Annotated in this window: 24 protein-coding genes and 1 tRNA gene; 13 read left to right on the top strand and 12 right to left on the bottom strand. The window is 52.4% G+C overall.

Going from position 1 to position 26,973, the window contains the following annotated elements; all coding sequences use genetic code 11:
- Positions 1-20: 20 nt before the first annotated feature.
- Genes sapF through sapA form a run of 5 tightly spaced genes read right to left on the bottom strand, consistent with a single transcriptional unit; the run spans position 21 to position 5,337 of the window.
- On the bottom strand, positions 21-836 hold the full coding sequence (gene sapF / locus ACT3RT_RS01100; RefSeq protein WP_034791080.1) for a putrescine export ABC transporter ATP-binding protein SapF: 816 nt from the start codon (positions 834-836) through the stop codon (positions 21-23).
- Positions 836-1,828, bottom strand: a complete 993-nt coding sequence (gene sapD, locus ACT3RT_RS01095) for a putrescine export ABC transporter ATP-binding protein SapD (RefSeq protein WP_353502389.1) — start codon at positions 1,826-1,828, stop codon at positions 836-838. Before sapD ends, sapF begins: the two co-directional genes overlap by 1 nt.
- Positions 1,828-2,718 (bottom strand): putrescine export ABC transporter permease SapC, encoded by an 891-nt coding sequence (gene sapC / locus ACT3RT_RS01090; RefSeq protein WP_353502388.1) that lies wholly within the window; start codon positions 2,716-2,718, stop codon positions 1,828-1,830. The genes sapD and sapC overlap by 1 nt, the downstream gene beginning before the upstream one ends.
- Positions 2,705-3,670: a putrescine export ABC transporter permease SapB gene (sapB, locus tag ACT3RT_RS01085; RefSeq protein ID WP_353502387.1), complete on the bottom strand. Its 966-nt coding sequence runs from the start codon at positions 3,668-3,670 to the stop codon at positions 2,705-2,707. Before sapB ends, sapC begins: the two co-directional genes overlap by 14 nt.
- Positions 3,667-5,337, bottom strand: a complete 1,671-nt coding sequence (sapA, locus tag ACT3RT_RS01080; RefSeq protein ID WP_353502386.1) for an ABC transporter substrate-binding protein SapA — start codon at positions 5,335-5,337, stop codon at positions 3,667-3,669. Before sapA ends, sapB begins: the two co-directional genes overlap by 4 nt.
- A 227-nt stretch (positions 5,338-5,564) precedes the next feature.
- On the opposite strand from sapA, the gene zigA reads away from it, so the two are divergent.
- Complete coding sequence (gene zigA, locus ACT3RT_RS01075) at positions 5,565-6,752, top strand: zinc metallochaperone GTPase ZigA (RefSeq protein ID WP_485901012.1); 1,188 nt, start codon at positions 5,565-5,567, stop codon at positions 6,750-6,752.
- Between the two features lie 232 nt (positions 6,753-6,984).
- On the opposite strand, the gene pspF is transcribed toward zigA, so the two are convergent.
- Positions 6,985-7,995 (bottom strand): phage shock protein operon transcriptional activator, encoded by a 1,011-nt coding sequence (gene pspF / locus ACT3RT_RS01070; protein ID WP_353502384.1) that lies wholly within the window; start codon positions 7,993-7,995, stop codon positions 6,985-6,987.
- A gap of 286 nt (positions 7,996-8,281) precedes the next feature.
- Between pspF and pspA the strand changes: the two genes are divergently transcribed.
- The 6 genes from pspA to ACT3RT_RS01040 all read left to right on the top strand — a co-directional run bounded on the left by pspA (position 8,282) and on the right by ACT3RT_RS01040 (position 12,381).
- Positions 8,282-8,953, top strand: a complete 672-nt coding sequence (gene pspA, locus ACT3RT_RS01065; protein ID WP_034791066.1) for a phage shock protein PspA — start codon at positions 8,282-8,284, stop codon at positions 8,951-8,953.
- 87 nt (positions 8,954-9,040) lie between these two features.
- Positions 9,041-9,268, top strand: coding sequence for an envelope stress response membrane protein PspB (pspB, locus tag ACT3RT_RS01060; protein ID WP_034791064.1), 228 nt, complete (start codon positions 9,041-9,043; stop codon positions 9,266-9,268).
- A complete protein-coding gene (pspC, locus tag ACT3RT_RS01055; RefSeq protein ID WP_396130463.1) occupies positions 9,268-9,627 on the top strand; it encodes an envelope stress response membrane protein PspC in 360 nt (119 codons plus the stop codon). The genes pspB and pspC overlap by 1 nt, the downstream gene beginning before the upstream one ends.
- A gap of 69 nt (positions 9,628-9,696) precedes the next feature.
- A complete protein-coding gene (locus ACT3RT_RS01050; protein ID WP_034791061.1) occupies positions 9,697-9,945 on the top strand; it encodes a phage shock protein PspD in 249 nt (82 codons plus the stop codon).
- Complete coding sequence (locus tag ACT3RT_RS01045) at positions 9,920-11,317, top strand: YcjX family protein (RefSeq protein ID WP_496202383.1); 1,398 nt, start codon at positions 9,920-9,922, stop codon at positions 11,315-11,317. Before ACT3RT_RS01050 ends, ACT3RT_RS01045 begins: the two co-directional genes overlap by 26 nt.
- On the top strand, positions 11,314-12,381 hold the full coding sequence (locus tag ACT3RT_RS01040) for a TIGR01620 family protein (RefSeq protein WP_496202382.1): 1,068 nt from the start codon (positions 11,314-11,316) through the stop codon (positions 12,379-12,381). Before ACT3RT_RS01045 ends, ACT3RT_RS01040 begins: the two co-directional genes overlap by 4 nt.
- 110 nt (positions 12,382-12,491) lie before the next feature.
- On the opposite strand, the gene ACT3RT_RS01035 is transcribed toward ACT3RT_RS01040, so the two are convergent.
- Positions 12,492-12,683 (bottom strand): chemotaxis protein, encoded by a 192-nt coding sequence (locus tag ACT3RT_RS01035; RefSeq protein WP_396130466.1) that lies wholly within the window; start codon positions 12,681-12,683, stop codon positions 12,492-12,494.
- Positions 12,684-13,257: 574 nt separating this feature from the next.
- Between ACT3RT_RS01035 and ACT3RT_RS01030 the strand changes: the two genes are divergently transcribed.
- Together ACT3RT_RS01030 and ACT3RT_RS01025 are read left to right on the top strand one after the other, a co-directional pair.
- Entirely contained in the window at positions 13,258-14,544 is a 1,287-nt protein-coding gene (locus ACT3RT_RS01030) for an HlyD family secretion protein (protein ID WP_396130467.1), read from the top strand.
- A complete protein-coding gene (locus ACT3RT_RS01025; protein ID WP_496202381.1) occupies positions 14,531-16,630 on the top strand; it encodes a peptidase domain-containing ABC transporter in 2,100 nt (699 codons plus the stop codon). Before ACT3RT_RS01030 ends, ACT3RT_RS01025 begins: the two co-directional genes overlap by 14 nt.
- Before the next feature lie 151 nt (positions 16,631-16,781).
- Here ACT3RT_RS01025 and ACT3RT_RS01020 read toward each other — a convergent pair.
- The 3 genes from ACT3RT_RS01020 to ACT3RT_RS01010 form a co-directional block, all read right to left on the bottom strand.
- A tRNA-Tyr gene (locus tag ACT3RT_RS01020) sits at positions 16,782-16,866 on the bottom strand.
- A 190-nt stretch (positions 16,867-17,056) separates the two neighbouring features.
- A complete protein-coding gene (gene purU / locus ACT3RT_RS01015; protein WP_034791047.1) occupies positions 17,057-17,905 on the bottom strand; it encodes a formyltetrahydrofolate deformylase in 849 nt (282 codons plus the stop codon).
- A gap of 59 nt (positions 17,906-17,964) precedes the next feature.
- Positions 17,965-18,429 (bottom strand): YchJ family protein, encoded by a 465-nt coding sequence (locus ACT3RT_RS01010; protein ID WP_496202380.1) that lies wholly within the window; start codon positions 18,427-18,429, stop codon positions 17,965-17,967.
- 208 nt (positions 18,430-18,637) lie between these two features.
- On the opposite strand from ACT3RT_RS01010, the gene rssB reads away from it, so the two are divergent.
- The 3 genes from rssB to ACT3RT_RS00995 all read left to right on the top strand — a co-directional run bounded on the left by rssB (position 18,638) and on the right by ACT3RT_RS00995 (position 22,231).
- Positions 18,638-19,651, top strand: a complete 1,014-nt coding sequence (gene rssB / locus ACT3RT_RS01005) for a two-component system response regulator RssB (RefSeq protein ID WP_353502375.1) — start codon at positions 18,638-18,640, stop codon at positions 19,649-19,651.
- Positions 19,652-19,871: 220 nt separating this feature from the next.
- Positions 19,872-21,215 (top strand): UDP-glucose dehydrogenase family protein, encoded by a 1,344-nt coding sequence (locus ACT3RT_RS01000; RefSeq protein WP_353503984.1) that lies wholly within the window; start codon positions 19,872-19,874, stop codon positions 21,213-21,215.
- Between the two features lie 8 nt (positions 21,216-21,223).
- Positions 21,224-22,231, top strand: a complete 1,008-nt coding sequence (locus ACT3RT_RS00995; RefSeq protein ID WP_353502374.1) for an NAD-dependent epimerase — start codon at positions 21,224-21,226, stop codon at positions 22,229-22,231.
- Positions 22,232-22,450: 219 nt separating this feature from the next.
- Here the strand turns inward: ACT3RT_RS00995 and hns are convergent, their stop codons facing one another.
- On the bottom strand, positions 22,451-22,858 hold the full coding sequence (hns, locus tag ACT3RT_RS00990; protein ID WP_034791036.1) for a histone-like nucleoid-structuring protein H-NS: 408 nt from the start codon (positions 22,856-22,858) through the stop codon (positions 22,451-22,453).
- 658 nt (positions 22,859-23,516) lie between these two features.
- Between hns and ACT3RT_RS00985 the strand changes: the two genes are divergently transcribed.
- Positions 23,517-24,119: a thymidine kinase gene (locus tag ACT3RT_RS00985; RefSeq protein ID WP_353502373.1), complete on the top strand. Its 603-nt coding sequence runs from the start codon at positions 23,517-23,519 to the stop codon at positions 24,117-24,119.
- 104 nt (positions 24,120-24,223) lie between these two features.
- Here the strand turns inward: ACT3RT_RS00985 and adhE are convergent, their stop codons facing one another.
- Complete coding sequence (gene adhE, locus ACT3RT_RS00980) at positions 24,224-26,899, bottom strand: bifunctional acetaldehyde-CoA/alcohol dehydrogenase (protein ID WP_353502372.1); 2,676 nt, start codon at positions 26,897-26,899, stop codon at positions 24,224-24,226.
- Positions 26,900-26,973 lie beyond the last annotated feature (74 nt).

The raw sequence follows: 26,973 nt of genomic DNA, 5'->3' as shown, positions 1-26,973 counted from the left end.
CACTGGCAATGAAATTTAATCTAGCTTTTTCCACCATCCCGTCGCCATGCGTCAGCACTTAATGCTTCACCGAAGTGGCTGGAAATCAGCCTTTTGGTCAGGTCGTGCAGCGGGGCGGCCAGCACTTCGGCGGTGTTGCCGCGCTCCACCACTTCACCGCCGTGCATCACAATCACCTGATCGCTGATGTGCTTCATCATGCCCAGATGCTGGGTCACGTAGATGTAGGAGATACCCTGCTTCTCCTGCAACTCAAGCATCATGTTGATGATTTGCGAACGCATGGACATGTCCAGCGAGGCCAGCGCCTCATCGGCGATAATCACCTTTGGCTGCAAGATAAGCGCGCGGGCCAGCGCGACACGCTGTTTCTGCCCGGAGGCCAGCATGTGTGGATAGTAGTAGGCGTGGTCCGGTAGCATGCCGACTAAGCGCAGAGTCTGATTGATGCGCTGCTCGCGCTGCGGGCCGTCCAGCTCGCCGTTGAGGCGCAGCGGGGCTTCCAGCAGTTGTCCGATGCGCTGGCGCGGGTTGAGCGAGGTGCTCGGGTCTTGAAAAATCATGCGGATTTGCTGGCTGCGGAAACGGTAATCGCCGTAGTTCAGCGGCTGATCGTCAATCAGGATCTCGCCGCCCGTCGGTTCAATCATTCCAGAGAGCATTTTCGCCAGCGTTGACTTGCCCGAGCCGTTTTCGCCAATGATCGCCAGCGTCTGCCGCTCGCGCAGGGTAAAACTCACCGGCTTCACGGCATCAAGGTCCATCTTACGGAACAGGCCGGTGCGATAACGGAAGGTTTTGCTCAGGTTGCGTACTTCAAGCAGGGTCTCAACCATCATTGCTCCTCCATGTTGAGCGGGAAGTGGCAAGCGAAGGCGTGAGTCTTAACCACTCGCAGACGCGGTGTCTCTATACATTTCTTCTGCGCATAAGGGCAACGCGGCCCCAGACGGCAACCCACCGGCAGATGCTCCAGAGAAGGGATGGCGCCGGGCAGGGTATTCAGGCGGCTTTTATGCGGCAGCGAGCGGCCAAAGTCTGGCATGGCGCGGATCAAGGCTTGAGTATAAGGATGATGCGGTGCCACCAGTAGGTCTTCGCAAACGGCACTCTCCACCGTCTGCCCGCAATAGAGCACGTTAACCCGGTTGGCCCATTTGCTCATCATTTGCAGGTCATGGCTGATAAGCAAAATGGTGGTGTTATTGTTCTGATTGAGCCGCGAAAGCAGGCGGAAAATCTGCGCCTGGGTGGTTGGCTCCATGGCATTGGTGGGTTCATCGGCGATCAGCAGCCGTGGCTGGTTGGCCAGCGCGATGGCAATCATCACTTTCTGACACTCGCCCTCGGTCAGCTCATAGGGGAAGCTGGCCATGATGTCTTTGTGATCTTTAATGCCCACGCGGTGCAGCAGCTCAATGGCGCGGCGCTTGCGCCAACCGAAACGCTGATACCAGCGGCCTTTGTAGGTCCAGCCGGGGATCGCCTGCATCAGCTGTTTGCCGATGCTTTCGGACGGATCGAGACAGGACTGCGGCTCTTGGAAAATCATCGAAATGTTCTGGCCAATCAGGCGGCGGCGTTCGCGCGGCGACAGGTGCAACAGGTCAATGTCGTCAAAACGCATACGGTCGGCGGTGACGCGCCAGTTATCTTTGGTGACACCACAGATGGCTTTAGCAATCAAACTTTTGCCTGAACCAGACTCACCCACCAGCCCGCGAATCTCACCCGCGCTGAGCGTCATGCTGACCCGATCAACGGCCTTCACCGGGCCGTCGGAGGTCATAAATTCAATGGTCAGATTGCGGATATCGAGTAACGGCATTATTCCACTCCCGCATTAATTGCCCGACGCATACCGTCACCTAGCAGGTTTATCAGCAACACGCTGATCAAAATCGCCGCGCCGGGCAGCATCACCGACCATGGGGCGACATAGACCAACTCCAGCGAATCCCCGAGCATGGCTCCCCATTCCGGCGACGGCAGCTGCGCGCCTAAATCAAGGAAGCCCAGCGCGGCGATGTCCAGCACGGCCATGGACAGGGCGCGGGTAAACTCGGTGACGAGCACCGCCACGATGTTCGGCAGCACCGCGTAGCGCAGGATTTGCCAGGTTGAAGCGCCGTCCAGACGGACCGCGATGACATACTCTTTTTCCAACTCGTCGTGCACCGCGCTATAGATAGTCCGGGCAATGCGTGGCAACAGCGCCAGCCAAACCGCAAGCATGGCGTGTTCAAGTTTCGGGCCGATAAAGGCCACCACGATAATCGCCAGCAGCAGCGACGGGATAGACAGCAAGGTGTCGAGAATATGGTTGAGAATTGCCGATTTCAGCCCGCGGGTGATGCCAGCCAGCACGCCGATAATGACGCCAAAGAATGCCGCCGCCAGGGTCACCAGCACCGCGCCACCAAAGGTCGGCGCTGCGCCGGTCAGAATACGGCTCAGCAAATCGCGGCCCAGATCGTCAGTGCCGAGGAAGAAGGCCACATTGCCGTTTCGCGACCAGGATGGCGGCAACAGCTGTGAGCCTAAGAACTGTTGGTCCAGAGCATAAGGCGCCAGCAGGTGGCCAAAAACACATAGGAACAGCAAACCTAACACGCCATAGAAGCCAATCATCGACAAAGTGTCGCGATAGAAGATCCCCCACATTTGGCGGAACGGGCTTGGCATCTGTTTTTCACGGTATACGTTATCGAAGGGCATACCATTCCTTATGTTTCAATGGGTTGGTTAATGCGCCAAGGATGTCAGACAGGACGTTGACCACAATCACCAGGCTACCGACAATCATCACCCCGGCGGAAATGGCGGCGTAATCTTGCTGGCGGATGGCGTTAATCATCCAGCGCCCAACCCCCGGCCAGTTAAAGACCATTTCGGTGATCATCGCCAGCGTCAGCATGCTGGAGAACTGCAAACCGAGTTTAGGGATAATCGGCGGCAGGGCGTTGTGCAGCACGTGGCGGCGAATAATGGTGAAGCGCGACAGCCCGCGAGTGGCGGCGGCTTTGACATAGTTTTGGGTCAGCACGTCGTCGGTACTGATACGCATCAGGCGAATCACTTCGGTGGTCGGCGCCACCGCCAGCGCGGCGATAGGCAGGATCATATGGCGAATGGCGCTGACTATCATCTCATGGCGATAAGGCGAGTCGGAGAGCCAGGCGTCAACCAGCGTCAGGCCGGTCACCGTCTTCAATTGATAGAGCAAATCCAGCCGCCCGGATACGGGCAGCCAGCCGAGCTGGAGGGAGAAGAACAACATCAGCAGCAGGGCTAGCCAGAACACCGGAATGGAGAAGCCGAGCAGGGCCAGGGTGCTGATCGCCACGTCCGGCCATTTCCCGCGCATCACGCCCGCCGTGATCCCCAGTGGAATGCCCACGAGTAAAGCCAGCGTGAAGGCCAGAACGCACAGCTCCATGGTCGCCGGGAATACCGCCTTGAGCTGAGTGCTGATGTTCTCACCGTTGATGCTCGACACCCCGAAGTCAAACTGGAACAGGCCAGTGAAATAGAAGTGGTAGGCATCCCATAGCGATGCGCCACGCAGTGGGGCATTCGGCGTAAAATAGCTCAGGCTAAAGGCCACCATGCTCAGCAGGAACAGGGTGATTATCAGCAGCAGTAAACGCCGTAAAATGAAGATAATCATGGCGCTTCCTTGGTTTCGATATCGCGGAATACCCCAGCAAATGAGGAGTTACCAAAGGGACTCAGCACCAGCCCTTTTATGTCGTAGCGGTAGGCCTGAAGGCGCAGAGAAGAGGCCAGCGGCAGCACCGGCAGCTGCTCTTCAAGGATGTGCTGAGCTTGCTGATAATACTCGATGCGCTGGGAAAGCTGTTGAGACAGCAGCCCTTGGCGCAACAGCTGATCGAAGTCGGGATCACACCAATGAGCATAGTTGGTCTGCGAACGAATTGCCGCGCAGCTGAGCATCGGGCGGAAGAAGCTGTCCGGGTCATTACTGTCCGTTGCCCAGCCCGCCAGCGTCAGGTCGTGGTTCATCTCCATCAGGCGCGCTTCCTGAAAACGGCCCTCGACCGGTACGATAATCACTTTGATCCCCACCTGCGCTAAATCCGCCTGAATCAGCTCGGCGGTTTTCAGCGGGCTAGGGTTGTAGGACTGGGAGACGGTCGGCACCCACAGGCGCAGAGTGAGTTTGTCCTGACCAAGATCTTTGAGGATTTTCCGGGCTTTGTCGGGATTGTACTCCGTCACCGTGGCATTGCTGTCATAAGCCCAAGAGGCGCGGGGCAGAATCGACGCCGCCGTCTCTGCCGTGCCGTAGTAAATCGACTGCATCAAACGCTGGTTGTTAATCGATAGCGCGATGGCCTGACGAATGCGCGGATCGTTGAGCGGCGCTTTATTGGTATTGAAGGCCAGATAAGCCACGTTCATGCCGGGACGAAGGGTCAGCCGCAGGCGCGGGTCATCGCGCAAAATAGAGAGCTGGCTGGCCGCCGGATAGGCCAGCACGTCGCACTCGCCGGTGAGCAATTTGGACAGGCGCCCGGTGCCGCCGACGCCCATATCAATCACCACCTGCGCCATGCGCGGCACGCCTTTCCAGTATTGGCCATTGCGCGCCAGACGCACATATTGTCCGGTGCGGTATTCCCCTAGCTGGAAGGGACCGGTGCCGACTGGCTGGCGGTCAATCTGCTCCTCATTGCCTTTTTTCTGCAAATCATCGGCGTATTCGGCGGACAAAATCGGCGCGTAGTGGGTGGCTAAATGCCACAGGAAAGAGGCGTCCGGTTTGTTCAGACGGAACTCCACCGTGTAGTCATCCAGCTTTTTGACGCTTTTCACCGCATGGGCGAATTGCAGACTGTCGAAGTAGGGGTAATCGTCGCCGTTGACACTGTGATAGTGATTCTGCGGATCGATAATGCGCTGGGTGCTGAACACCACGTCATCCGCGTTCATTTTACGCGTCGGGGTGAACCACGCCGTGGTCTGGAAAGGCACGTCTTTGCGCAGGTGGAAGCGATAGGTTGCGCCGTCATCCAGCACTTCCCAGCTCTGTGCCAACTCGGGAATCAGCCGGTAGGTATAAGGGTCAACGTCTAACAGCCGGTCATACAGCTGCGCCGCAAGGGTATCAATGATCAGGCCGCTGCTGGCTTTCTGCGGGTTAAAGGTATTCACCATGCCGTTCACGCAATAGACGAAACCGCTCTGGCGGATATCGGCGTTTTGCACCACGGGGCGCGGGCTGGTGACGGGTGGCTGTTCGGGCGGTGTGGCTGAAACAGCCGCATTCGCGAAACCACCCAGTAATAGCATCCACAATGTTAGACGACGCATAAGGGCTTCAATGTTAAGTAGCAATGCCTTAAGTGTACCGTACTCTGCCAGCCTCCCCAATCCATTGCGCAAAACTCCGGTTGATCTGTCGAGACTTCACGCAATTTGATGCAACGGCGTGAAATAAAGACCTTGAAATTATGCGTCAATTGTAATGTTATAATATAACAATTCATCGTAAGGCAGGCTGAGCCGTTTCGGCCTGCTTCATTTCTACTGAGGTCTTTATGGCGTTATTACCCGTTACCGTGCTGTCAGGTTTTCTTGGCGCAGGTAAAACCACCGTGCTTAACCATATTCTGAATAATCGTCAGGGGCTGCGCGTGGCGGTTATCGTGAATGATATGAGTGAAGTCAACATTGATGCCGCGCTGGTCTCCAATGAAATCACCCTCGACCGCCAGCAGGAGAAGCTGGTGGAGATGAGCAATGGCTGCATCTGCTGCACCTTGCGCGAGGATTTGCTGATTTCCGTGCGCGAGATGGCGCAAACCGGGCGCTTTGATTATCTGTTGATTGAGTCGAGCGGCATTTCTGAGCCATTGCCGGTAGCTGAAACCTTCACCTTTGAAGACGAAGAGGGCAACAGCCTGTCGAAATTTGCCCGTCTCGACACGCTGGTGACGGTGGTCGATGGCGTCAACTTCATGCAGCAGTATCAAGAGGCGCGTAGCGTGCAGGAGGCCGGGGAGAGTCTCGGCGAAGATGATGAGCGCAGCGTGACCGACCTGCTTATCGATCAAATCGAATTCTGCGACGTGCTGCTGGTGAGCAAAACCGACCTGCTCGACAGCTTCCAGCAGCGCGAAGTGATTGCGCTGCTGCAAAGTCTAAATCCAGAAGCTGACATTATTCCGATTGCGCCGGGCACCTTGCCGCTGGATCGCGTGCTCAACACCCATCGTTTTGATTTTGCCAAGGCGCAACAAGCGCCGGGCTGGCTAAAAGAGCTGCGCGGCGAGCACCAGCCGGAAACCGAAGAGTACGGTATCAGCAGCTTTGTCTACACCGCGCGCCGCCCGTTTGATCCCGACAAGTTTTATCGCGTGGTTCACGGCGACTGGGGCGGCGGCACCTTATTGCGCTCCAAAGGCTTCTTCTGGCTTGCCACTCGCCCGCGCCACGCGGGGAACTGGAGTCAGGCCGGGGGCATCGCGCGCTATGGTCTGGCCGGGACCTTCTGGAAAGCTTTGCCCGAACGCGACTGGCCGCAAGACGAAGAAACCCGCTCCCATATTATGGAAAAGTGGCAAGAGCCTTTCGGCGATATGCGCCAAGAAATTGTGTTTATCGGCCAGAACCTTAATAAAGAAGAGATCGTGCGAAGGCTCGACGACTGCCTGTTGAGCGTCGAGCAAATGGCGGAAGGTATTGATAGATGGCTGGAAATGGCCGATCCCTTCCCTGAGTGGTGATCCACAGGGACATTAGGGCTATTAGTTCAAAAGAAACAAGTAGTTGCATGGTTAGTGTGGTAATGAGAAAAATTCTCAACAAACCACTTTACAGACGATACTGATAACCATTATCATCCTTTCATCGCTTGAGGGAGACCTGCTTGGGCCTCTCTTAATCGGTACGACATTGCTCACATTGCTTCCAGTATTACTTAGCCAGCTCGGGTGCTGGCTTTTTTTTTGCCTCTTTTTAGCCGTTCTCCTCGCCCTTCACCTGAATATCATGTTTCTTCAGCATTCCGCGCAGTTGGTGATAAGTCACATCCAGCAAATCGGCGGCTTTGCGCTGATTAAAACGCGCCTGCTGCAAGGCTTGCTCAATTAACTGCTTCTCCTGCGTGTTGACCCACTGCTTCAAATTCACCGGCAGGGTAGGTAAAGCGCTGGCGGAGGAAGTCTCAGGTGCAGGCTCCTCAGAGGCCGCGTTATGGCGAGCAAAAGGGTTAAGAATAATGTTGTCGAGGGGGACGTCGCTGCTGCCGTGACGATACATGGAACGTTCCACCACGTTTTTCAGCTCACGCACGTTGCCCGGCCAGCGATAGGTTAGCAGGGTGTGTTGCGCGTGAGGGGTGAAGCCGGGGAACAGCGGCAGTGACAGCTCGCGGCACATCTGGATGGCGAAGTGTTCGGCCAATAGCATGATGTCCTGCTGGCGCTCGCGCAGCGGCGGCAGCTGAACCACGTCGAAAGCCAGCCTGTCGAGCAGGTCGGCGCGGAATTTACCTTCGGCGGCTAAGGCGGGCAGATCGTCATTGGTGGCGCACACCAGGCGCACATCCACCTGTAGCGGCTGGCTGCCGCCCACGCGTTCCAAGTGCCCATACTCAATCACTCGCAACAGCTTTTCCTGCACCAGCATCGGGGCGGTGGCTAACTCATCAAGAAACAGGGTGCCGCCGTCGGCGCGCTCGAATCGCCCTAAATGACGCTTTTGCGCGCCGGTAAAGGCCCCCGCCTCGTGACCAAACAGCTCGGAGTCGAGCAGGTTTTCATTCAGCGCGGCGCAGTTCAAAGAGATAAAAGGTCCCTGCCAGCGCGGGGAAAGATAGTGCAGACGGTGGGCGATCAGCTCCTTGCCGCTGCCGCGCTCGCCGGTGACCAGCACCGGTTTATTTAACTTCGCCAATTGAGAAACTTGCTCCAATACTTCGATAAACGCATTGGCTTCGCCCAATAGGTTGTCGGTGGTCTCGGTCATTATTTCTCCATGTACGGTGATTTAGCGGCTAAAATGGGTGGTGAAAAAAACTAATTTTTAGTTAATTTAATCATACGTCAAATAACCACAAATCGACCAAAAAATAAAAACAGTTATAAATTATATGGATAGCGAAATAAAAAAGTTGGCACGGGATTTGATATAGGTATTACACGCAGTCGTTTTGAATGGCTGGCAGTATTCACCGGTAACATGTAGCCGGACGTTTTAAGACTTGTTGCCCGGAGTTGCCGGAGGCCAACAGAATCAAAGAGGAATTTTGACTATGGGTATTTTTTCTCGTTTCGCTGACATCGTAAATGCCAACATCAATAACCTGTTGGACAAAGCTGAAGATCCACAGAAGCTGGTGCGCCTGATGATTCAGGAAATGGAAGATACGCTGGTGGAAGTGCGTTCTACCTCGGCTCGCGCCTTAGCGGAAAAGAAACAGCTCAACCGCCGTATCGAGCAAGGCGAAGCCCAACAGGCCGAATGGCAGGACAAAGCCGAGCTGGCTCTGCGTAAAGATAAAGACGATTTGGCTCGCGCCGCGCTGATTGAAAAGCAAAAGCTGGCTGATCTGGTCGCCACGCTGAAAAATGAAGTGACGGTGGTTGAAGAAACGCTGGATCGCATGAAGTCGGAAATTGGTGAGTTGGAAAATAAACTGACCGAAACCCGCGCTCGCCAGCAGGCGCTGACCTTGCGCCATCAGGCGGCGTCTTCTTCACGCGACGTTCGCCGCCAGCTAGACAGTGGCAAGATTGATGAAGCCATGGCGCGGTTCGAGCAGTTCGAACGCCGTATCGACCACATGGAAGCTGAAGCTGAAAGCGTTAGCATCGGCAAAAAGAAGTCACTGGACCAGCAGTTTGCTGAGTTGAAAGCTGACGATGAAATCAGTGCGCAAATCGCGGCATTGAAAGCTAAGATGCAAGGCAATCAGGACGCGTAATTCGCTTGAGAAACCTGCCTGTTCGCAGGCAGGTTGTTGCAGGATAAATGTCGTTCCCGGCAGTAATAAGACTCATAAGGAGATGCAATGAGCTTCCTGTTTTTAGCCATTCCACTGACCATCTTTGTGCTGTTTGTCGCACCTATCTGGTTGTGGCTGCACTACAGCAACCGATCGCAAAGTGGCAATCAGTTAACCCAGCATGAGAAGCAAAACCTCGCTCAGTTAACCCAAGACGCGCGCCGCATGCGCGAACGTATTCAGGCGCTAGAAGAGATTCTGGATGCCGAGCACCCAAGCTGGAGGCAGTCATAATGGCGAAGAGTCTTTCAGAACGAAAGTTGTACCGCGTGCCGGAAGAGGGCGTGTTTAAAGGCGTGCTGGCCGGGCTTGCCCACTATCTTGGCGTGCCGGTGATGTTGCTGCGCGTGATGGCCGTACTGTCTATTTTCTTCGGCCTGTTTATGTTTACCGTCGTGGCCTACATCGTGCTGTGCTTTGTGCTTGAACCGGCTCCGGCCCATGAGTTTGATGATGAAAATCAGCCGTCACCGAGAAATTTGCTGGATGAAGCAGACCGCGAATTGAAAGCCAGCGAGCAGCGTTTGCGCCAGGTTGAGCGTTACGTGACCTCGGAAACCTTCGGCGTTCGCAGCCGTTTCCGCCAGTTATAACATCCCTATTTGCCGAAGCGGCTTTGTGCGGCTTCGGACCTTTTCCTCCACCCGCTAAGGAGTTTATTTATGCGTACTCTGACTTCCTCGCTGCCGGGTAATCGCAGCCTGCTGAAGAAAGTGTTCAGATTCGCCGTTATGGTTGCACTGACTTTTGTGCCTGCTGGTATGGCCGCTCGCGTCCTGGGCGTGGTAGGAAAAGGTCCACTGCGTTATGTTTTAGCACTATTATTAGAGCCCCTGTTCAAAAGAATATTGACCGCGTTATTTGGGCGCTACGCCACGGAGAGCAATGAAAAGACTACAAAACGAGTTTAATTCACTGGTCAATCGCGGTATGGACCGGCACCTGCGCATCGCGGTGACCGGTCTTAGCCGTAGCGGCAAAACCGCCTTTATTACCGCCTTCGTCAATCAGCTGCTGCACCTACACAGCGGCGCACGTTTACCCCTTTTCTCCGCCGCCCGCGAAGAGCGCCTGCTTGGCGTCAAGCGCGTGCCGCAGCGCGATCTCGGTATCTCTCGCTTTACTTACGATGAAGGCATTGCCCAGCTGCACGGCACGCCGCCGAACTGGCCGACCCCAACGCGCGGCGTCAGTGAAATCCGCCTGGCCCTGCGCTATCGCTCCAATGAGTCGCTGCTGCGCCACTTCAAAGATACTTCCACGCTCTATTTAGAAATTGTCGATTACCCCGGCGAATGGCTGCTGGATTTGCCAATGCTGGAGCAGAACTATCTCGACTGGTCGCGGCAGATGGCGGGCCTGCTGCAAGGGGATCGCGCCGAATGGGCCAAGCCTTGGTTGGAACTCTGTCAGCAGTGTGACCCACTGGCCCCGGCCGACGAAAACCAGTTGGCGGCCATCGCTCAGGCCTATACCGACTACCTGCATCGCTGCAAACAGGAAGGTTTGCACTTCATTCAGCCGGGGCGTTTTGTCCTGCCGGGTGACTTGGCCGGCGCACCGGCGCTGCAATTCTTCCCGTGGCCTGAGATGCAAAAGTACAGCGACGCCCAGCTGGCGCAGGCCGACAAGAACAGTAATCTAGGCATGCTGCGTGCGCGGTTTGACTATTACTGCCAGTCGGTGGTGAAGGGCTTCTATAAAGACCATTTTGTCCGTTTCGACCGCCAAATTGTGCTGGTGGACTGCCTCCAGCCCTTAAACAGCGGGCCGCAGGCGTTTAACGACATGCGACTGGCGCTGACGCAGCTGATGCAGAGTTTCCACTATGGCAAGCGCACGCTGTTCCGCCGCCTGTTCAATCCTTGTATCGACAAACTGATGTTTGCCGCCACCAAGGCTGACCATATTACTGGCGACCAGCATGCCAATCTGGTGTCGCTGCTCCAGCAGCTGGTGCAGGAGGCGTGGCAGAACGCCGCCTTTGAAGGCATCAGCATGGACTGCGCGGGTTTAGCCTCGGTACAGGCCACCGAAACCGGGATAGTGGAATATCAGGGCCAGTCAGTGCCTGCCTTGAAGGGGCATCGTCTGCAAGACGGCGCGCCGCTCACCGTGTTCCCCGGAGAAGTGCCTGCCAGACTGCCGGGCGCGGCATTTTGGCAGCAGCAGGGATTCCATTTTGATGAATTCCGCCCGCGCGAAACCAGCGTGGACGCGCCTTTGCCGCACATTCGGCTGGACGCCGTGATGGAGTTTTTACTGGGAGATAAAATGCGATGAGCGAACCTATCAAACCGCGTATTGATTTCGAACAGAGCATCAAGGAGCCGGAACAGCCCGTGTTGCGTGCCGGTCAGGCCTTTGACGGCGTTCAGGCCGAGCGCTTTCTGCCGGTTTCCAGCGAAGCCGAGATTGAGCAGCAAGAGGGCGAAGCCGAGGCGGTGATTAACCGCGCGCTGAAGCCGCGCCGCAGCCTGTGGGGCAAAATGGTGCGTCTTGGCGCCGCCGTGTTTGGCGTCAGCGTGATAGCTCAGGGCGTGCAGTGGGTGCATACCGCGTGGGTCCAGCAGGATTGGGTTGCGCTGGGTGCTTGCACCGCGGGCGGGCTAATCGTGGTGGCGGGCGTCGGTTCACTGCTCACCGAATGGCGGCGTTTGTATCGCCTGCGCCAGCGTGCCGACGAGCGCGACGTTGCTCGCGATTTGCTGCACAGCCATGGGTTAGGGCAGGGGCGCGCTTTCTGTGAGAAGTTGGCCGGGCAGGCCGGGCTGGATAAAAGCCATCCGGCCTTGCAGCGTTGGCAGGCTTCTCTGCACGAAACCCAGAATGATCGCGAAGTGGTTGAGCTTTATGCCCGGTTGGTCCAGCCGGTATTAGACGCTCAGGCGCGGCGCGAAATCAGCAATTCGGCGGCCGAGTCGGCGCTGATGATCGCCGTCAGCCCGCTGGCGCTGGTGGATATGGCCTTTATCGCCTGGCGCAATTTGCGTCTGGTGAATCGCATCGCCGTGCTGTATGGCATTGAGTTGGGCTATTTCAGCCGCCTGCGCCTGTTCCGACTGGTGCTGTTGAATATCGCTTTTGCCGGGGCGTCTGAACTGGTGCGCGAAGTGGGTATGGACTGGATGTCGCAGGACTTGGCGGCTCGCCTCTCGGCCCGCGCCGCGCAGGGTATTGGTGCCGGGCTGCTGACGGCCCGTTTAGGTATCAAAACCATGGAGCTTTGCCGCCCGCTGCCTTGGCTGGAAGGGGATAAGCCGAAGCTGGGAGATTTCCGCAGTGAGTTAATCGGCAAGCTGAAGGCTAGCATGGTGAAAACCGATAAGCGCAATGTTGGGGTGTAGCTAATTGGTTTTCGGCAAAAAGAAGGCGCTCACCGAGGTGAGCGCCTGTATGAACCCAATTGTAAACTCAGGTTGTGAGCTCTTAGGTTTAGATACTATTAACCGCCAGACTAGGAGTTCAAATAATTGTAAGCTCTACCCAGCCCGTCTGAAATTTGGCCATAAGCCTTATTCACCGCATTACTGGTATCATCTACCGCTTTTTGACCAAAGTTTGACAGGCGGTCAGCAACTTTATTTACATCTTCCGACCAACCAGCACCATTAACCATTTCAATGTCACGTTCTGTTAACTGTTTCATCTTGGGTCATCCTCTTAGTTTGTGAAAACTGAGATCCCGACGTCCTGAGATCCGATGAATACAGGAGTAAGAAAGATATTTGTTTCGTACTCATGTCTTCATGTGACTTAAGCCTAGGACACTCAGCGGCTGAGGGGATTAGGAATAATCTCCATAAATGTAATATCTATGTAATTTATTGATTTTAAATGAATTAAAATTTTATATTTTTTGATATTTATATTTATCCGTCATTCATCATTCTTAGTGATTATTAAATAAGCTGATGAGAGCATTGCGAAAATGTCTATTTCCCGCTGATCAACCTGTTTAGTTTTTGTTTATTTAAAGCCTAAATTGATATAACTATTTTGCTATTGCTTAGCAGATAATCAGCAAAGGAAATATTCACGCAGCGTAATTGAATATTAGAGCCGAAACTTTTAAATTGGTGATAAATAAAGCAGAGGTCAACTTTATCAATAAATTCATCTATTTCAGAGGAATCACGGTTGCCACTTTACCCACCCCTGACTATCTTTCAATGAACATTATCCAGAGGTTTCAACATCATGTTCATTGAGGGTTAAGCTAGATGCTCTTTCGCAAAGAAGTAAATGAACATCAACAGAACCACTGGGCCGGTAAGGCACTTCTGTTAGCGGGGTGGCCGGTTTGGGTAGTCACCTCGCTGACTGCTCTCTTTCTTATCGCGCTGCTCAGTTTCTTGATTTTCTCCAATTACACTCGCCGGATTAATGTGAGTGGCGAAGTGATCACCCAGCCTCATAGCATTAATTTATTCAGTCCGGAGCAGGGTGTGATCACTAATCTGATGGTGGAAACCGGCAAAACGGTCAAAAAGGGCCAGCCGCTGTATCAAATTGACGTCAGCCGGGTGACTCAGGCCGGTAATGTCAGCACCACCACGCTGTCGGCGATTAATAAACAGCGTGACCAGATAGACACCATCATTAATCAGTTGCAAAACAACAAGCGCACTACGCTGGACAATTTGCAGCAGCAGCTCGAGCAATATGAGAAGGCGCACAAGGTGTCGCAGGACATGGTGGCGTCGGCGCAGCAAGGGCTGGATGCGATGAAAAAAAGCATGCAGAACTATGGCGCTTACCAGCGCAAGGGATTAATTAATACCGATCAGCTGAATAACCAGCGCTATCTGTTCTATCAACAGCAAACCTCCTTCCAAAGCCTTAATACGCAATCCATCCAAGAATCATTGCAGATAACCAACTTGCGCAGCGAGCTGGTGACCCGCGCCGCCGATTTCGACAACCAGATTTCGCAGTACGGCGTGCAGCGCAATGATTTAGACCGCCAGCTGGCCGAGGCCGATGCTAAAGGCTCGCTGCTGATCACCGCGCCGACCGACGGCAAGATCTCCTCACTCAGCGTGACGCCGGGGCAGATGGTCAATGCCGGTGACAGTCTGGCGCAGTTGGTTCCGGCCAAGAATTCACCTTTCTTTCTGGTAGCGTGGCTACCCAATGAAAGCGTGCCTTACGTCAAGCCGGGGGAGGAGATCAATATTCGCTACGAAGCCTATCCGTTTGAAAAATATGGCCAGTTCCCGGGAAGAGTGGAGTCCGTTTCCTCCGCGCCGGTGTCCGAGCAGGAGCTGAACTCTTACTCTAGCGCGCCGAAGAACCCTAATGGCACGGTCAGCGGGCCTTATTACAAAGTGATTGTTTCCTTAGATAAAAGCCAGCTCAACTGGCATGGCGAAACGCTCAATTTATCCAGTGGCATGAAAGCGGAGTCTACGATGTTCCTCGAAAAACGCCCGCTCTATCAGTGGATGCTATCTCCGTATTACAGCATGAAGAAAAGTGTGGTGGGGCCGATCAATGAATCTCGATAACGTGCGCGAACTGGCAAACAGTCTGCATTTCGGCTTCCGGCATAAAGTCCCGCAAATCATCCAAACCGAGGCCGCCGAGTGCGGGTTGGCCTGTCTGGCGATGGTCTGTGGTTATCACGGCAAGCATGTTGATTTGCAGAGTCTGCGCCAGCGTTTTGGCATTTCGTCTCGTGGCGCGACCCTGCGCACCCTAATGGATATTGCCACCTCGGTGGAGCTGAAGTCTCGCGCCCTTAAGCTCGACATTGATGAGCTGAACGCGCTGAAAACCCCCTGCATTCTGCACTGGGATCTTAACCATTTCGTGGTGCTGGTGGCAGTGAAGCAGGGCAAAGTGATTATTCACGACCCGGCCTTTGGTCAGCGCTCGCTGGGTATCCGCGAGGTGTCTGAACATTTCACCGGCGTGGCGCTGGAGCTGTGGCCGGACAGCGGCTTTACCTCGGAAAAGCCGCGCGTTCGCCTGAATCTGCGCAAAATGATGGGCAACGTCAGTGGCTTAATCCCCGCGCTGACCAAGATTTTCTGCCTATCGCTGATGATTGAGTCGGTCAACCTGCTACTGCCGGTCGGCATGCAGTTGGTCATGGACCACGTGATCCCCGCCAAAGACCCCGACCTGCTGACCCTGATTTGCCTCGGGCTGCTGTTCTTCATCATCTTCCGCACCGGCGTGAGCATGCTGCGCGCCTGGACCTCTTTGGTGATGAGTACGCTGATTGACGTGCAGTGGAAAGCGCGGCTGTTTGACCACCTGCTCAAGCTGCCGCTGGACTATTTCGAGAAGCGCAAACTGGGCGATATTCAGTCGCGCTTTACCTCTCTCGACACGCTACGCACTACGCTGACCACCAACGTGGTCAACAGTATTATCGACGGCATCATGTCCATCGGCCTGATTGTGATGATGGTGCTGTACGGCGGCTGGCTGATTTGGGTCATTCTTGGCTTTACCGCAATTTACGTCATCTTTAGGCTTTCGACCTATAACGCCTATCGGCAGGTGTCCGAGGAGCAAATCGTCAAAAGCGCCCGTGCCGGTTCCCACTTTATGGAAACCCTGTATGGCATAAGTACGCTGAAGGCGCTGGGGCTGTCGAAGACGCGCGCCAACTTCTGGCTCAATATGAACATCGATAACGCCAATGCCACGGTGCGCAAGACTAAGTTTGAGATGATGTTTGCCGGAGGTAATACGCTGATTTCCACTCTCGATCAGGTGGCGTTGCTGTGGCTGGGGGCGAGTCAGGTGATCGACGGCCATATGACATTAGGGATGTTTGTCGCCTTCAACACCTATCGCGGGCAGTTCTCCGAGCGCGCGGCCAACCTGCTCAATATGGTTTTACAGCTGAGGATGCTTTCGCTGCACCGCGATCGTATCGCCGATATCGCGCTGACCGACACCGAGAAGAGCTTGCCCGAGCGCGAACTGCTGCGCGGCGGCGAGGCGGCGTCCCTCGACGTGCGCGACCTGGTGTTCCAGTATGACAGCCTGTCCGCGCCATTAATCAACGGCCTGAACCTGTCCGTGGCGGCGGGAGAGAGCGTGGCGATTGTCGGGCCGTCTGGGCAGGGTAAAACCACGCTGATGAAGATCATGACCGGGCTGCTGTCGCCTACGCAGGGCCGCGTGTTGATTAACGGCATGGATATTACTACCGCCGGTTTGAACAATTACCGCAGCTGTATTGCCTGTGTGTTGCAGGACGACACGCTGTTTGCCGGTTCAATTGGCGAGAACATTGCCAGCTTTGATGAGCAGAAGGATGAGGCGCGCATTGTGGATTGTGCTCGCCGTTGCAACATTCATGATGATATTGAAAAGATGCCGATGGGCTATGAAACGCTGATCAGCGAGTTGGGCAACAGTTTGTCTGGCGGGCAAAAACAGCGGTTATTGATTGCCCGCGCGCTATACCGTCGCCCGGCGATTCTGTTCCTTGATGAAGCGACCAGCCATTTGGATCTGGATAATGAATCCAAGATTAATCAGGCCATCAGCGAACTGGAGATCACCAGGATCTTCATCGCCCATCGGCCATCCACCATAGAAACGGCAGATCGGGTGATTAAGCTAGGGTAGGGATTGAATCAGGTCTTCCCTTCGGGATTGGGGGGAAGGCTTGTTTTGAGAGGTGATTGGTATGTAATCAGAAAATAGAGCTAACAACTGATAGTTATTTGGATTTTATTTTTTGTATTTTGAAAAGGAACACAGAGTTACTGCTTTAAGATGGTGGTGGGGGAAGGATTCGAACCTTCGAAGTCGATGACGGCAGATTTACAGTCTGCTCCCTTTGGCCGCTCGGGAACCCCACCACGAAATTCGTGGATTTCGAATTGTTTACTACATACTGCATTCAACGCTTCGGCTGTTGCGGTGAACGGGGCGCATAATACCAAATGAAACTGCGGTGTAAAGCCCTGAAACCGCTAAAAATGTTCGTTTGTTGTTTTTTTGCCCTTGGCGGTGCTTCTCTGAACAAAAAACACCGCCAATTTAGGCGAATTACAGAATAACGGTGCGATTTCCGTAAACGAACACGCGCTGGGCGAGTACGCGATACAGCGCGCGACTCAGCACGTTTTTCTCCACGTCACGACCGGCGCGCATCATATCTTCTGCCGTATAGGTGTGATCGACGTTGATGGTGTCCTGCATGATGATTGGACCTTCGTCCAGACTGTCATTCACATAGTGTGCCGTCGCGCCGATAATTTTCACGCCGCGCTCATAGGCCTGATGATAAGGGCGCGCGCCGATAAAGGCGGGCAGGAAGGAGTGGTGAATGTTGATAACCTGATGCGGATAGTGCTGTACAAAGCCCGGCGTCAGCACGCGCATATATTTCGCCAACACCACGTAATCTGGCTGATACTGGTCAATCTGCTCCATCATCGCGCTGTCATGCTGCTCGCGCGTCAGGCCTTCGTGGCTGACTAAGTGGAACGGAATATCAAAACGCTCAACCAGCGTTTGCAACGTGTCGTGGTTGCCAATAACTGCGGCGATTTCAACATCCAAACCGCCATAGGCCGATTTCATCAGCAAATCGCCCAGACAGTGGGCTTCTTTGGTCACCAAAATCACAATGCGACGGCGATCGGTGCTATGCAACTCGCGCACTGAGCCTTTCGGCAGCGCGCTGTCGAGATCGGCCAATAGCGTATTATCGTTGAAAATCCCTTCAAGCTCTGTACGCATGAAGAAACGCCCGGTGCGGTGATCAACGAACTCGTTGTTTTGCACGATGTTCAATTCATGCTTGTAGCAAATGTTGGTGATCTTGGCGATCAGGCCCTTAGCATCCGGGCAAATGGTGCGTAATACCTTAGTTTGTATATTTTGTTGCGGCATGGGGGTGTGGATCCTGTCCTAAGCGTCTACTGGATATCGTTAAAATAGTGCGGGCAGAATCAGCGACCGCAACACTTCTTATATTTTTTACCTGAACCACAGGGGCAGCTGTCGTTCCTGCCCGGCTGGGGTTTAATTCCGTCAATATAGTACCAGCGTTCATTCACGCGAAGAAAGCGCGAACGCTCGTGAACTAAATGAATCTCTTCTGTATGTGGCTCTTTAAAACGAGCGGCAAATTCTACATAACCTTCATCTGCCTGCTTACCCGGCTGTGCGTCGATGACGTTCAACCCCAGCCAATGGGTATTTTTAAAACCCTCTTCGAGACTCTCTCTCCAGCGTTCTGGCTGGCAGTCTGCATGCCAGGTGGCAATCAAATAGTCAGCGTCTTGCATGGCATAAGCACTGTAGCGCGAGCGCATCAAGGCTGAAGGCGTCGGGGCAATTTGGGCGTTAAGTAAAAAAGGCTGGCAGCACTTTTCGAATACTTCTCCGCTCCCGCAAGGGCAAGGCTGTGACAAAATAACTCCTGAATGGCGTTGGCAGCGCAAGGCGCGCTATTGAATGCAAGTTGGCGATATGTTACCTAACAACCTCGCTGGCTGACAACGCACTTACTGAGGGTTGTTCCTCGGTCATTAACTCGTCCTTGCACGAATCTGACAATTCTGACAAGCAAAATCGGGTTTTATGGGCCACTATTAAGAGAAGATATGCAGGGGGACCCCGATGGATAAGCCACTTACAAGCAAGCACATTCTGATCGTCGAAGACGAAGCCGTTTTCCGGTCGGTGCTGGCGGGGTTCGTGAGCTCGTTGGGGGCAACCTACACGGAAGCAGTTAACGGCCTTGATGCGCTTGAGCTGGTAGAGGACCATCCCCCGGACCTGATTTTGTGCGATTTGGCGATGCCAGAGATGGGCGGCATTGAGTTTGTTGAAAACCTGAGATTGCAGGGGATCAAAATTCCCGTGCTGGTTATCTCCGCCACTGACAAAATGACCGACGTCGCCACCATGCTCAGACTGGGCGTGGAAGACGTGCTGCTAAAGCCAATCAATGACCTCCAACGGCTGCGCGATGCCTTGCTGACTAGCCTCTATCCAAAACTCTTCTCTTCCGACGTTTTGCAAAAAAGCGATCTGATGAATGACTGGGAAGCCTTGTGTCGCAACCCCAATGAAGCCGCAAGGCTGCTGCAAGAATTACAGCCTCCGGTGCAACAAACCTTGGCTGGCTGCCGGGTTAACTATCGCCAGCTGACGATGGCCGAAAATGCCGGTTTGGTGTTGGACATCGCGGCTCTCTCTTCTAAAGATCTCGGTTTTTACTGTCTCGATGTGACACGAGCGAAAGAAAACGGCGTCTTGGCGGCTTTACTGCTGCGGGCGATTTTCAACGGTTTATTGCGCGAGCACCTGAGTAACCAACACCAACGCCTTCCCCAGATGTCAACGCTGCTTAAACAAGTTAATCAAGTGTTCAAACAGGCACGACTTGAAGGTCAGTTTCCGCTGCTGTTGGGGTATTATCACGCCGAGCAAAAGAACCTTATTTTGGTGAGCGCCGGGCTGCATGCCAACGTAAATACCGGCAGTAATCAGATTCAATTGAGCAATGGCGTGCCTTTGGGCACCACCGGCTCGACCTTTTCGAATCAAATAAGCCAGCGCTGTGACGCCTTCCAGTGTCAGGTGTGGGGCGCCGGTGGCCGCTTAAGGTTAATGCTTTCGACTGAATAACAGGCTGGAGAAAGATGACTGTTTTTGAGAGCCTGTTCAGTAGCCAAATAATGGATTTTGAACGCCTGCTTTTCTGGTTTTTCTCATTCTAGTCCGCTGTTTTGTCATCCAAGGTATGCCTTTGAAGGCGCGCTACACAGCGAACCTGTTATACTGCGCGGCAGTAATAATAGCGGGTGTTCTGAATCCCCTTAAAAATTTTTACGCTAGGAATTTTCCAATGAAAGTTACTGTATTTGGTATCGGTTATGTTGGACTGGTACAGGCTGCGGTTTTGGCTGAAGTTGGCCATGAAGTTCTCTGTATTGACGTTGATGCGAAAAAAGTCGAAAACCTGAAGAATGGCCAAATCCCGATCTTTGAGCCAGGTCTGACCCCACTAGTGCAGCAAAACTATGAAGCTGGGCGTCTGCGTTTCAGCACTGACGCCAAAGAGGGCGTAGCCCATGCCCAGATCCAATTCATCGCCGTGGGTACGCCGCCGGATGAAGATGGCTCGGCAGATCTGAAATACGTCACCGCGGTGGCCCGCACTATTGCTGAACACATGACATCGCCAAAAGTGGTGATTGATAAATCCACCGTTCCTGTCGGCACCGCGGATAAAGTTCGCGAAGTGATGAGTGCTGCTTTAGTCGCGCGTGGCTGTGAGATTGCATTTGACGTCATCTCCAACCCAGAATTCTTGAAAGAGGGTGCGGCAGTTGCCGACTGTATGCGTCCTGAGCGAATTGTTATTGGGACAGATAACCCCAACGCCATCGATCCTATCCGCGAACTCTACGAACCTTTCAACCGCAATCATGATCGCATGATCCTGATGGATATCCGCAGCGCCGAGCTGACCAAATATGCCGCTAACTGTATGTTGGCGACTAAAATTAGTTTCATGAATGAAATGGCTAATTTGGCTGAGTTACTGGGTGCCGATATTGAAAAAGTGCGTCAGGGCATAGGTTCAGACTCCCGCATTGGTTATCACTTTATCTATCCTGGCTGCGGCTATGGCGGTTCCTGCTTCCCAAAAGATGTTCAGGCGCTTATTCGCACGTCTGAACAGATTGGTTACCAGCCGAAAATATTACAAGCCGTTGAGCAAGTTAATTATCAGCAAAAATATAAGCTTCCTGAGTTTATTTATCGCCACTTTGGTAAAGACCTGCAGGGTAAGACCTTCGCATTGTGGGGGCTTTCATTTAAACCTAATACCGATGACATGCGCGAAGCGTCAAGCCGGGTGCTGATGGAGCAATTGTGGGCGGCAGGTGCAAAAATTAAGGCTTATGATCCCGAAGCGATGAATGAAACTCAGCGCATCTATGGTCATCGTGACGATTTAGAATTAATGGGAACCAAAGAAGCAGCGCTTCATGGGGCCGATGCCTTAGTCATTTGTACCGAATGGCAAAACTTCCGCGCGCCAGATTTTGACGTGTTAAAAGACGCGTTAAAAAATCCGGTTATTTTCGATGGTCGTAATTTGTTTGACCCTGAGCGTTTGCTTAAGCGTGGCTTTACTTACTACGCGATTGGCCGTGGCGCCTCAATTAATCCAGTTTTATAGGGGAGTATATGAAGTTTTTAGTGACAGGAGCTGCTGGATTTATTGGATGCTTTGTGGCCAAAAGGTTGCTGGAAGAGGGGCATCAGGTCGTCGGCATTGATAATCTCAATGACTATTATGACGTTAATCTGAAATTATCCCGTCTTGAGCTTCTGACGAATAATTCAAATTTTGAATTTATTAAATTAGATCTGGCTGATCGCAGCGGCATGGCGGATCTTTTTGTCACCCACCAGTTCGAGCGCGTGATTCATTTGGGTGCTCAGGCCGGTGTGCGTTATTCGCTGCAAAACCCTTTAGCCTATGCTGATTCTAATTTGATCGGCTTTGTTAATGTGCTGGAAGGCTGTCGCCATAATAAAGTGGGGCACTTGCTGTACGCCTCATCCAGCTCGGTTTATGGCTTAAATAGAAAGCAGCCGTTCTCTACTGAGGATTCGGTTGACCATCCTATTTCATTGTATGCCGCCACCAAAAAAGCCAATGAGCTTATGGCTCACAGTTATTCGCACCTTTACGGCGTGCCAACCACTGGGCTGCGCTTCTTCACCGTCTACGGCCCTTGGGGGCGTCCAGATATGGCCTTATTTAAGTTCACTAAGGCTATTCTGGCGGGTGAGAGCATTGATGTTTATAACCACGGCAAAATGAACCGCGACTTCACCTATATTGACGATATCGCAGAAGCCGTGGTGCGCCTGCAGGACGTCGTACCGGTGGCGAATAAGGACTGGACGGTTGAAGAGGGTTCCACCGCCGGCAGCTCAGCGCCTTATGTGGTGTATAACATCGGTAACAGTGATCCCATCAGCCTGATGACCTATATCAAAGCGCTGGAAACGGCTCTGGGTATTGAAGCGAACAAGAATATGCTGCCAATGCAGGCTGGGGACGTGTTGAACACCAGCGCGGATACAGAGGCTTTGTATAAGGCGATTGGTTTCCGTCCTGAGACGTCAGTTGAGCAAGGCGTAAAACGTTTCGTGGAGTGGTATCGCGAATTCTATCAGCGGTAACCGCAATCCGGATAACAGAGGCTGCTTAGGCGGCCTTTTTTATGCCCGCATTTTTCATAGATGGGGAAGTGATGGATATTTCATCGATGCGTTAACGGCATTCAAGTATTGATAGAAGGAAATATATGCAGATTTAAAAATGAAAAACCCGCCTCGAAAGGCAGGTTTTTTTCAAAACGTATTAAGCTGAAGCGGTAATACTTTATTACATCAAGAAGATTACAGCAGGAAATCGTCGAGTGATTTACCTTGCTCTTCGATAGCTTTCTTGATCACAGCTGGAGTACGACCTTGGCCAGTCCAAGTTTTGTTTTCGCCGTTCTCGTCGATGTATTTGTATTTAGCAGGACGCGCAGCACGTTTCGCTTTACCAGTAGCTTTAGTAGCAGCCATAGTTTGCAGCAATTCGTTAGGGTCAATGCCATCGGCAATCAGCATTTCACGGTATTGTTGCAGTTTGCGAGTACGTTCTTCAATTTCAGCAGCTGCCTGAGTATCTTCTTCGCGGCGCTCGTTAACTACAACTTCTAATTTCTCAAGCATCTCTTCCAATGTTTCCAGAGTACATTCTCTTGCTTGGGCACGGAGAGTACGGATGTTGTTCAGAATCTTTAATGCTTCGCTCATTATACTAGTCTCGAATTATATTGGTGGGGGGCGTTGAGCTAATAATAGATTGCTCTTTAGCGTTCTGCAATAGACAATTTGTTTAGTTCACTCGAATTTACCAATTAAAAGCATAATTACATTAGCTGATAAAAATATAACCGTCTTAAAGAGCACTATTTAACGGGTGGCTGTAAGCTAAATTTCAATATGTTGGCAGGCGTTTTTTTGTGACTTGATGCAGCAGTTTTTATAACTCAGTGGCCACAGCTCACAAATAAGTTGAGTTCTAACCCACGCCTGGTGTGGCTTGTAATGTAAGGGGAGCGTTAACAAGTTCTTGTCTATTAGTGCCACGGCTGAACAGTTTGAGAACACTAAATGCTTAGGCAACTGAGGTTAAGGGGTGGTGCTTAATAAGGCTAAATGTTGTTTTAGTTCTGTTATATGGGGCTTGGCGCGGGTTCTATGACCGGCTAAAAAAGCAAAACACTTATAAACTTTAAACTTATTCCTAATATTCGATTGTAAATAACTGTGACTTTGAAATTTGAAATAAAGCACTGTTTTACGGCCACTTGCTGCTCGCTAACAAGCGAATGTCAGTCAGCGTAAGGCTTATGATACAATTGGCAACTTAGTGGTTAACCTTTCAATATACTTACGGAGTCACCATTTTATGGCTCAGCTTTATTTCTACTATTCGGCCATGAATGCAGGGAAATCGACCTCTCTACTGCAGTCATCTTATAACTACCAAGAACGTGGTATGCGCACCTTGGTATTAACTGCAGAGTTTGACCATCGCTTTGGCGTGGGGAAGGTGAGCTCGCGTATCGGATTGTCTTCGCAAGCCCAGTTATATAATAAAGATAGCGATCTGTTTGGCTTGGTTGCACACGAGCATCGTGAGCAGACCGTGCACTGCGTATTAATAGATGAAAGCCAGTTCCTCACTAAAGCACAAATTGCACAATTAACCGATGTTGTGGACAGTCTGGATATTCCCGTTCTCTGCTACGGACTGCGGACAGACTTCCGGGGTGAGCTTTTTGAAGGCAGTGAATATCTCTTAGCCTGGGCTGATAAGCTGGTCGAGTTGAAAACCATCTGTCACTGCGGTCGTAAGGCGAATAGGGTGCTGCGTCTGGATGAGCAAGGCGAACCTATGCACGATGGCGCACAGGTGGTTATAGGCGGCAATGAGAGCTATGTATCGGTATGCCGTAAGCACTTTAAAGAGGCCATGGCGGCATGCGCTGAGAAGGCCCCAAAGGCGTAATAAGCCGCGTTATATTTAGCTAAAGCACTCAAACTTGAGCACAAATAAAAAACCCGCCATAAGGCGGGTTTTTTCATAATCACTTTTTAATCTTCACTTAATGATTATTTTTTAGCGGACTTCTTTTCAGCTTTAAATACTGGAGCAGCAGTAACCACTTCTGCCTCTTCTTCTTCGGTGAATTTACGACCGTAGTAAGTGTCCATCAGAATCTGTTTCAGCTCGGAGATCAGTGGGTAACGTGGGTTAGCACCGGTACACTGGTCATCAAAGGCATCTTCAGACAGTTTGTCCACTTTCGCCAGGAAGTCAGCTTCTTGAACACCCGCTTCGCGAATAGAGGTTGGGATACCCAGCTCAGCTTTGATTTCATCCAGCCAGTTCAGCAGTTTCTCAATTTTCTGTGCAGTACGGTCGCCCGGTGCACTCAGACCTAAATGGTCGGCTACTTCTGCATAGCGACGACGCGCTTGTGGACGGTCGTATTGGCTGAAAGCGGTCTGTTTAGTTGGATTGTCATTGGCGTTATAGCGAATAACGTTGGCAATCAACATCGCGTTAGCAAGGCCGTGTGGGATGTGGAACTCTGAACCCAATTTGTGGGCCATGGAGTGACAGACACCCAAGAAGGCGTTGGCGAACGCGATACCCGCGATGGTCGCAGCATTGTGAACACGTTCACGAGCCACTGGGTTTTTCGCGCCGTCTTTGTAGCTGGCTGGCAGGAACTCTTTCAGCAGTTTCAGCGCTTGCAGAGCTTGACCGTCTGAGTATTCGTTAGCCAGAACAGAAACGTAAGCTTCCAGTGCGTGAGTGACTGCGTCCAGACCACCGAAGGCACAGAGTGACTTAGGCATGTTCATCACCAGGTTAGCATCAACGATAGCCATGTCTGGTGTTAACGCGTAGTCAGCCAGTGGATATTTCTGACCTGTCGCATCGTCGGTTACAACGGCGAATGGCGTGACTTCTGAACCCGTACCTGAAGTGGTGGTGACGGCGATCATTTTCGCTTTCACACCCATTTTCGGGAATTTGTAGATACGTTTACGGATGTCCATGAAGCGCAGTGCCAAATCTTCGAACTGAGTCTGCGGATGTTCGTACAGTACCCACATGATTTTGGCTGCGTCCATTGGTGAACCACCACCCAGTGCGATGATCACGTCTGGTTTGAAGGAGTTCATCTGCTCAGCACCTTTGCGAACGATGCTCAACGTTGGGTCAGCTTCCACTTCGAAGAAGACTTCAGTTTCGATGCCGTGACCTTTCAACACGCTGGTGATCTGGTCGGCATAGCCGGCATTAAACAGGAAACGGTCGGTTACGATAAAGGCGCGTTTTGCACCATCGGTCGCCACTTCTTCCAGAGCGATAGGTAATGAACCGCGACGGAAGTAGATAGATTTCGGAAGTTTATGCCACAACATGTTTTCTGCTCGCTTCGCTACAGTTTTCTTGTTGATCAAATGTTTAGGACCGACGTTTTCAGAGATGGAGTTACCACCCCATGAGCCGCAACCTAAAGTCAGTGATGGAGCAAGTTTGAAGTTGTAGAGGTCACCGATACCACCCTGAGACGCCGGAGTGTTAATCAGGATGCGCGCGGTTTTCATTTTGTCGCCAAAATAGTTTACGCGTTCTGGCTGATTGTCCTGGTCGGTGTACAGGCAAGAGGTATGGCCGATACCGCCCATCTCTACCAATTTCTCGGCTTTCTCTACCGCGTCTTCGAAGTTCTTAGCGCGGTACATCGCGAGGGTAGGGGACAGTTTTTCATGAGCAAAAGGTTCTGACTCATCAACGTTTTTCACTTCACCAATTAATACTTTGGTGTGTGAAGGCACTTTGATGCCGGCCATTTCAGCGATTTTAGTCGCTGGCTGACCCACGATAGCGGCATTCAGGCCACCATTTTTCAAGATGATATCTTGAACTGCTTTCAGCTCTTTGCCTTGCAGCAAGTAACCGCCATGAGTGGAGAAACGCTCACGAACGGCATCGTATACGGAATCAACCACGATAATGGACTGTTCAGAAGCACAGATAACGCCGTTATCGAAGGTTTTGGACATCAGGATAGAAGCAACAACGCGTTTGATGTCAGCGGTTTCATCCACCACTACTGGGGTGTTACCTGCACCTACGCCGATGGCTGGTTTACCTGAGCTGTATGCCGCTTTCACCATGCCTGGACCACCGGTAGCGAGGATCAGGTTGATGTCTGGGTGATGCATAAGTTGGTTGGAAAGCTCAACGCTTGGCTCGTCAATCCAGCCAATCAGGTCTTTTGGTGCGCCCGCCGCGATAGCAGCCTGCAGTACAATATCTGCAGCTTTGTTGGTCGCATTTTTAGCGCGTGGGTGTGGGGAGAAGATAATACCGTTACGGGTTTTTAAGCTGATCAGCGCTTTAAAAATCGCAGTAGAAGTTGGGTTGGTCGTCGGTACGATACCGCAGATGATGCCGATAGGCTCAGCGATAGTGATGGTGCCGAAGGTGTCATCTTGTGACAGGATACCGCAGGTTTTTTCGTCTTTGTAAGCGTTGTAGATATATTCAGAGGCGAAGTGGTTTTTGATGACTTTGTCTTCAACAATCCCCATTCCAGATTCTTCAACAGCCAGTTTCGCAAGTAAGATACGGGCATCAGCAGCGGCCAACGCGGCGGCACTAAAGATCTTATCAACTTGCTCTTGGGTGAAGTTAGCATATTCGCGCTGGGCTTTTTTGACTCGTGCTACGAGTGCGTTCAATTCAGCGACATTTGTTACAGCCATAATGCTCTCCTGATAAAGTTAAACTCTTTTAGTAAATAATCCGCCAGAATTCAGTATAGCTGTGCTATGACATA

The organism is Ewingella sp. AOP9-I1-14, assembly GCF_052375995.1.
Taxonomy (GTDB): domain Bacteria; phylum Pseudomonadota; class Gammaproteobacteria; order Enterobacterales; family Enterobacteriaceae; genus Ewingella; species Ewingella allii.
This window is presented reverse-complemented; position numbering and strand designations above follow the sequence as displayed.

Bases quoted from the DNA above. Each gene is read 5' to 3' on its own strand.
- ACT3RT_RS00985 (WP_353502373.1), top strand. From the start codon at position 23,517: ATGGCTCAGCTTTATTTCTACTATTCGGCCATGAATGCAGGGAAATCG.
- ACT3RT_RS01035 (WP_396130466.1), bottom strand. From the start codon at position 12,683: ATGAAACAGTTAACAGAACGTGACATTGAAATGGTTAATGGTGCTGGT.
- ACT3RT_RS01050 (WP_034791061.1), top strand. From the start codon at position 9,697: ATGCGTACTCTGACTTCCTCGCTGCCGGGTAATCGCAGCCTGCTGAAG.
- rssB (WP_353502375.1), top strand. From the start codon at position 18,638: ATGGATAAGCCACTTACAAGCAAGCACATTCTGATCGTCGAAGACGAA.
- pspB (WP_034791064.1), top strand. From the start codon at position 9,041: ATGAGCTTCCTGTTTTTAGCCATTCCACTGACCATCTTTGTGCTGTTT.
- pspF (WP_353502384.1), bottom strand. From the start codon at position 7,995: ATGACCGAGACCACCGACAACCTATTGGGCGAAGCCAATGCGTTTATC.
- sapF (WP_034791080.1), bottom strand. From the start codon at position 836: ATGGTTGAGACCCTGCTTGAAGTACGCAACCTGAGCAAAACCTTCCGT.
- ACT3RT_RS01030 (WP_396130467.1), top strand. From the start codon at position 13,258: ATGCTCTTTCGCAAAGAAGTAAATGAACATCAACAGAACCACTGGGCC.
- purU (WP_034791047.1), bottom strand. From the start codon at position 17,905: ATGCCGCAACAAAATATACAAACTAAGGTATTACGCACCATTTGCCCG.
- adhE (WP_353502372.1), bottom strand. From the start codon at position 26,899: ATGGCTGTAACAAATGTCGCTGAATTGAACGCACTCGTAGCACGAGTC.
- ACT3RT_RS01000 (WP_353503984.1), top strand. From the start codon at position 19,872: ATGAAAGTTACTGTATTTGGTATCGGTTATGTTGGACTGGTACAGGCT.
- sapA (WP_353502386.1), bottom strand. From the start codon at position 5,337: ATGCGTCGTCTAACATTGTGGATGCTATTACTGGGTGGTTTCGCGAAT.
- ACT3RT_RS00995 (WP_353502374.1), top strand. From the start codon at position 21,224: ATGAAGTTTTTAGTGACAGGAGCTGCTGGATTTATTGGATGCTTTGTG.
- ACT3RT_RS01040 (WP_496202382.1), top strand. From the start codon at position 11,314: ATGAGCGAACCTATCAAACCGCGTATTGATTTCGAACAGAGCATCAAG.
- pspC (WP_396130463.1), top strand. From the start codon at position 9,268: ATGGCGAAGAGTCTTTCAGAACGAAAGTTGTACCGCGTGCCGGAAGAG.
- hns (WP_034791036.1), bottom strand. From the start codon at position 22,858: ATGAGCGAAGCATTAAAGATTCTGAACAACATCCGTACTCTCCGTGCC.
- pspA (WP_034791066.1), top strand. From the start codon at position 8,282: ATGGGTATTTTTTCTCGTTTCGCTGACATCGTAAATGCCAACATCAAT.
- sapC (WP_353502388.1), bottom strand. From the start codon at position 2,718: ATGCCCTTCGATAACGTATACCGTGAAAAACAGATGCCAAGCCCGTTC.
- sapD (WP_353502389.1), bottom strand. From the start codon at position 1,828: ATGCCGTTACTCGATATCCGCAATCTGACCATTGAATTTATGACCTCC.
- zigA (WP_485901012.1), top strand. From the start codon at position 5,565: ATGGCGTTATTACCCGTTACCGTGCTGTCAGGTTTTCTTGGCGCAGGT.
- ACT3RT_RS01025 (WP_496202381.1), top strand. From the start codon at position 14,531: ATGAATCTCGATAACGTGCGCGAACTGGCAAACAGTCTGCATTTCGGC.
- sapB (WP_353502387.1), bottom strand. From the start codon at position 3,670: ATGATTATCTTCATTTTACGGCGTTTACTGCTGCTGATAATCACCCTG.
- ACT3RT_RS01045 (WP_496202383.1), top strand. From the start codon at position 9,920: ATGAAAAGACTACAAAACGAGTTTAATTCACTGGTCAATCGCGGTATG.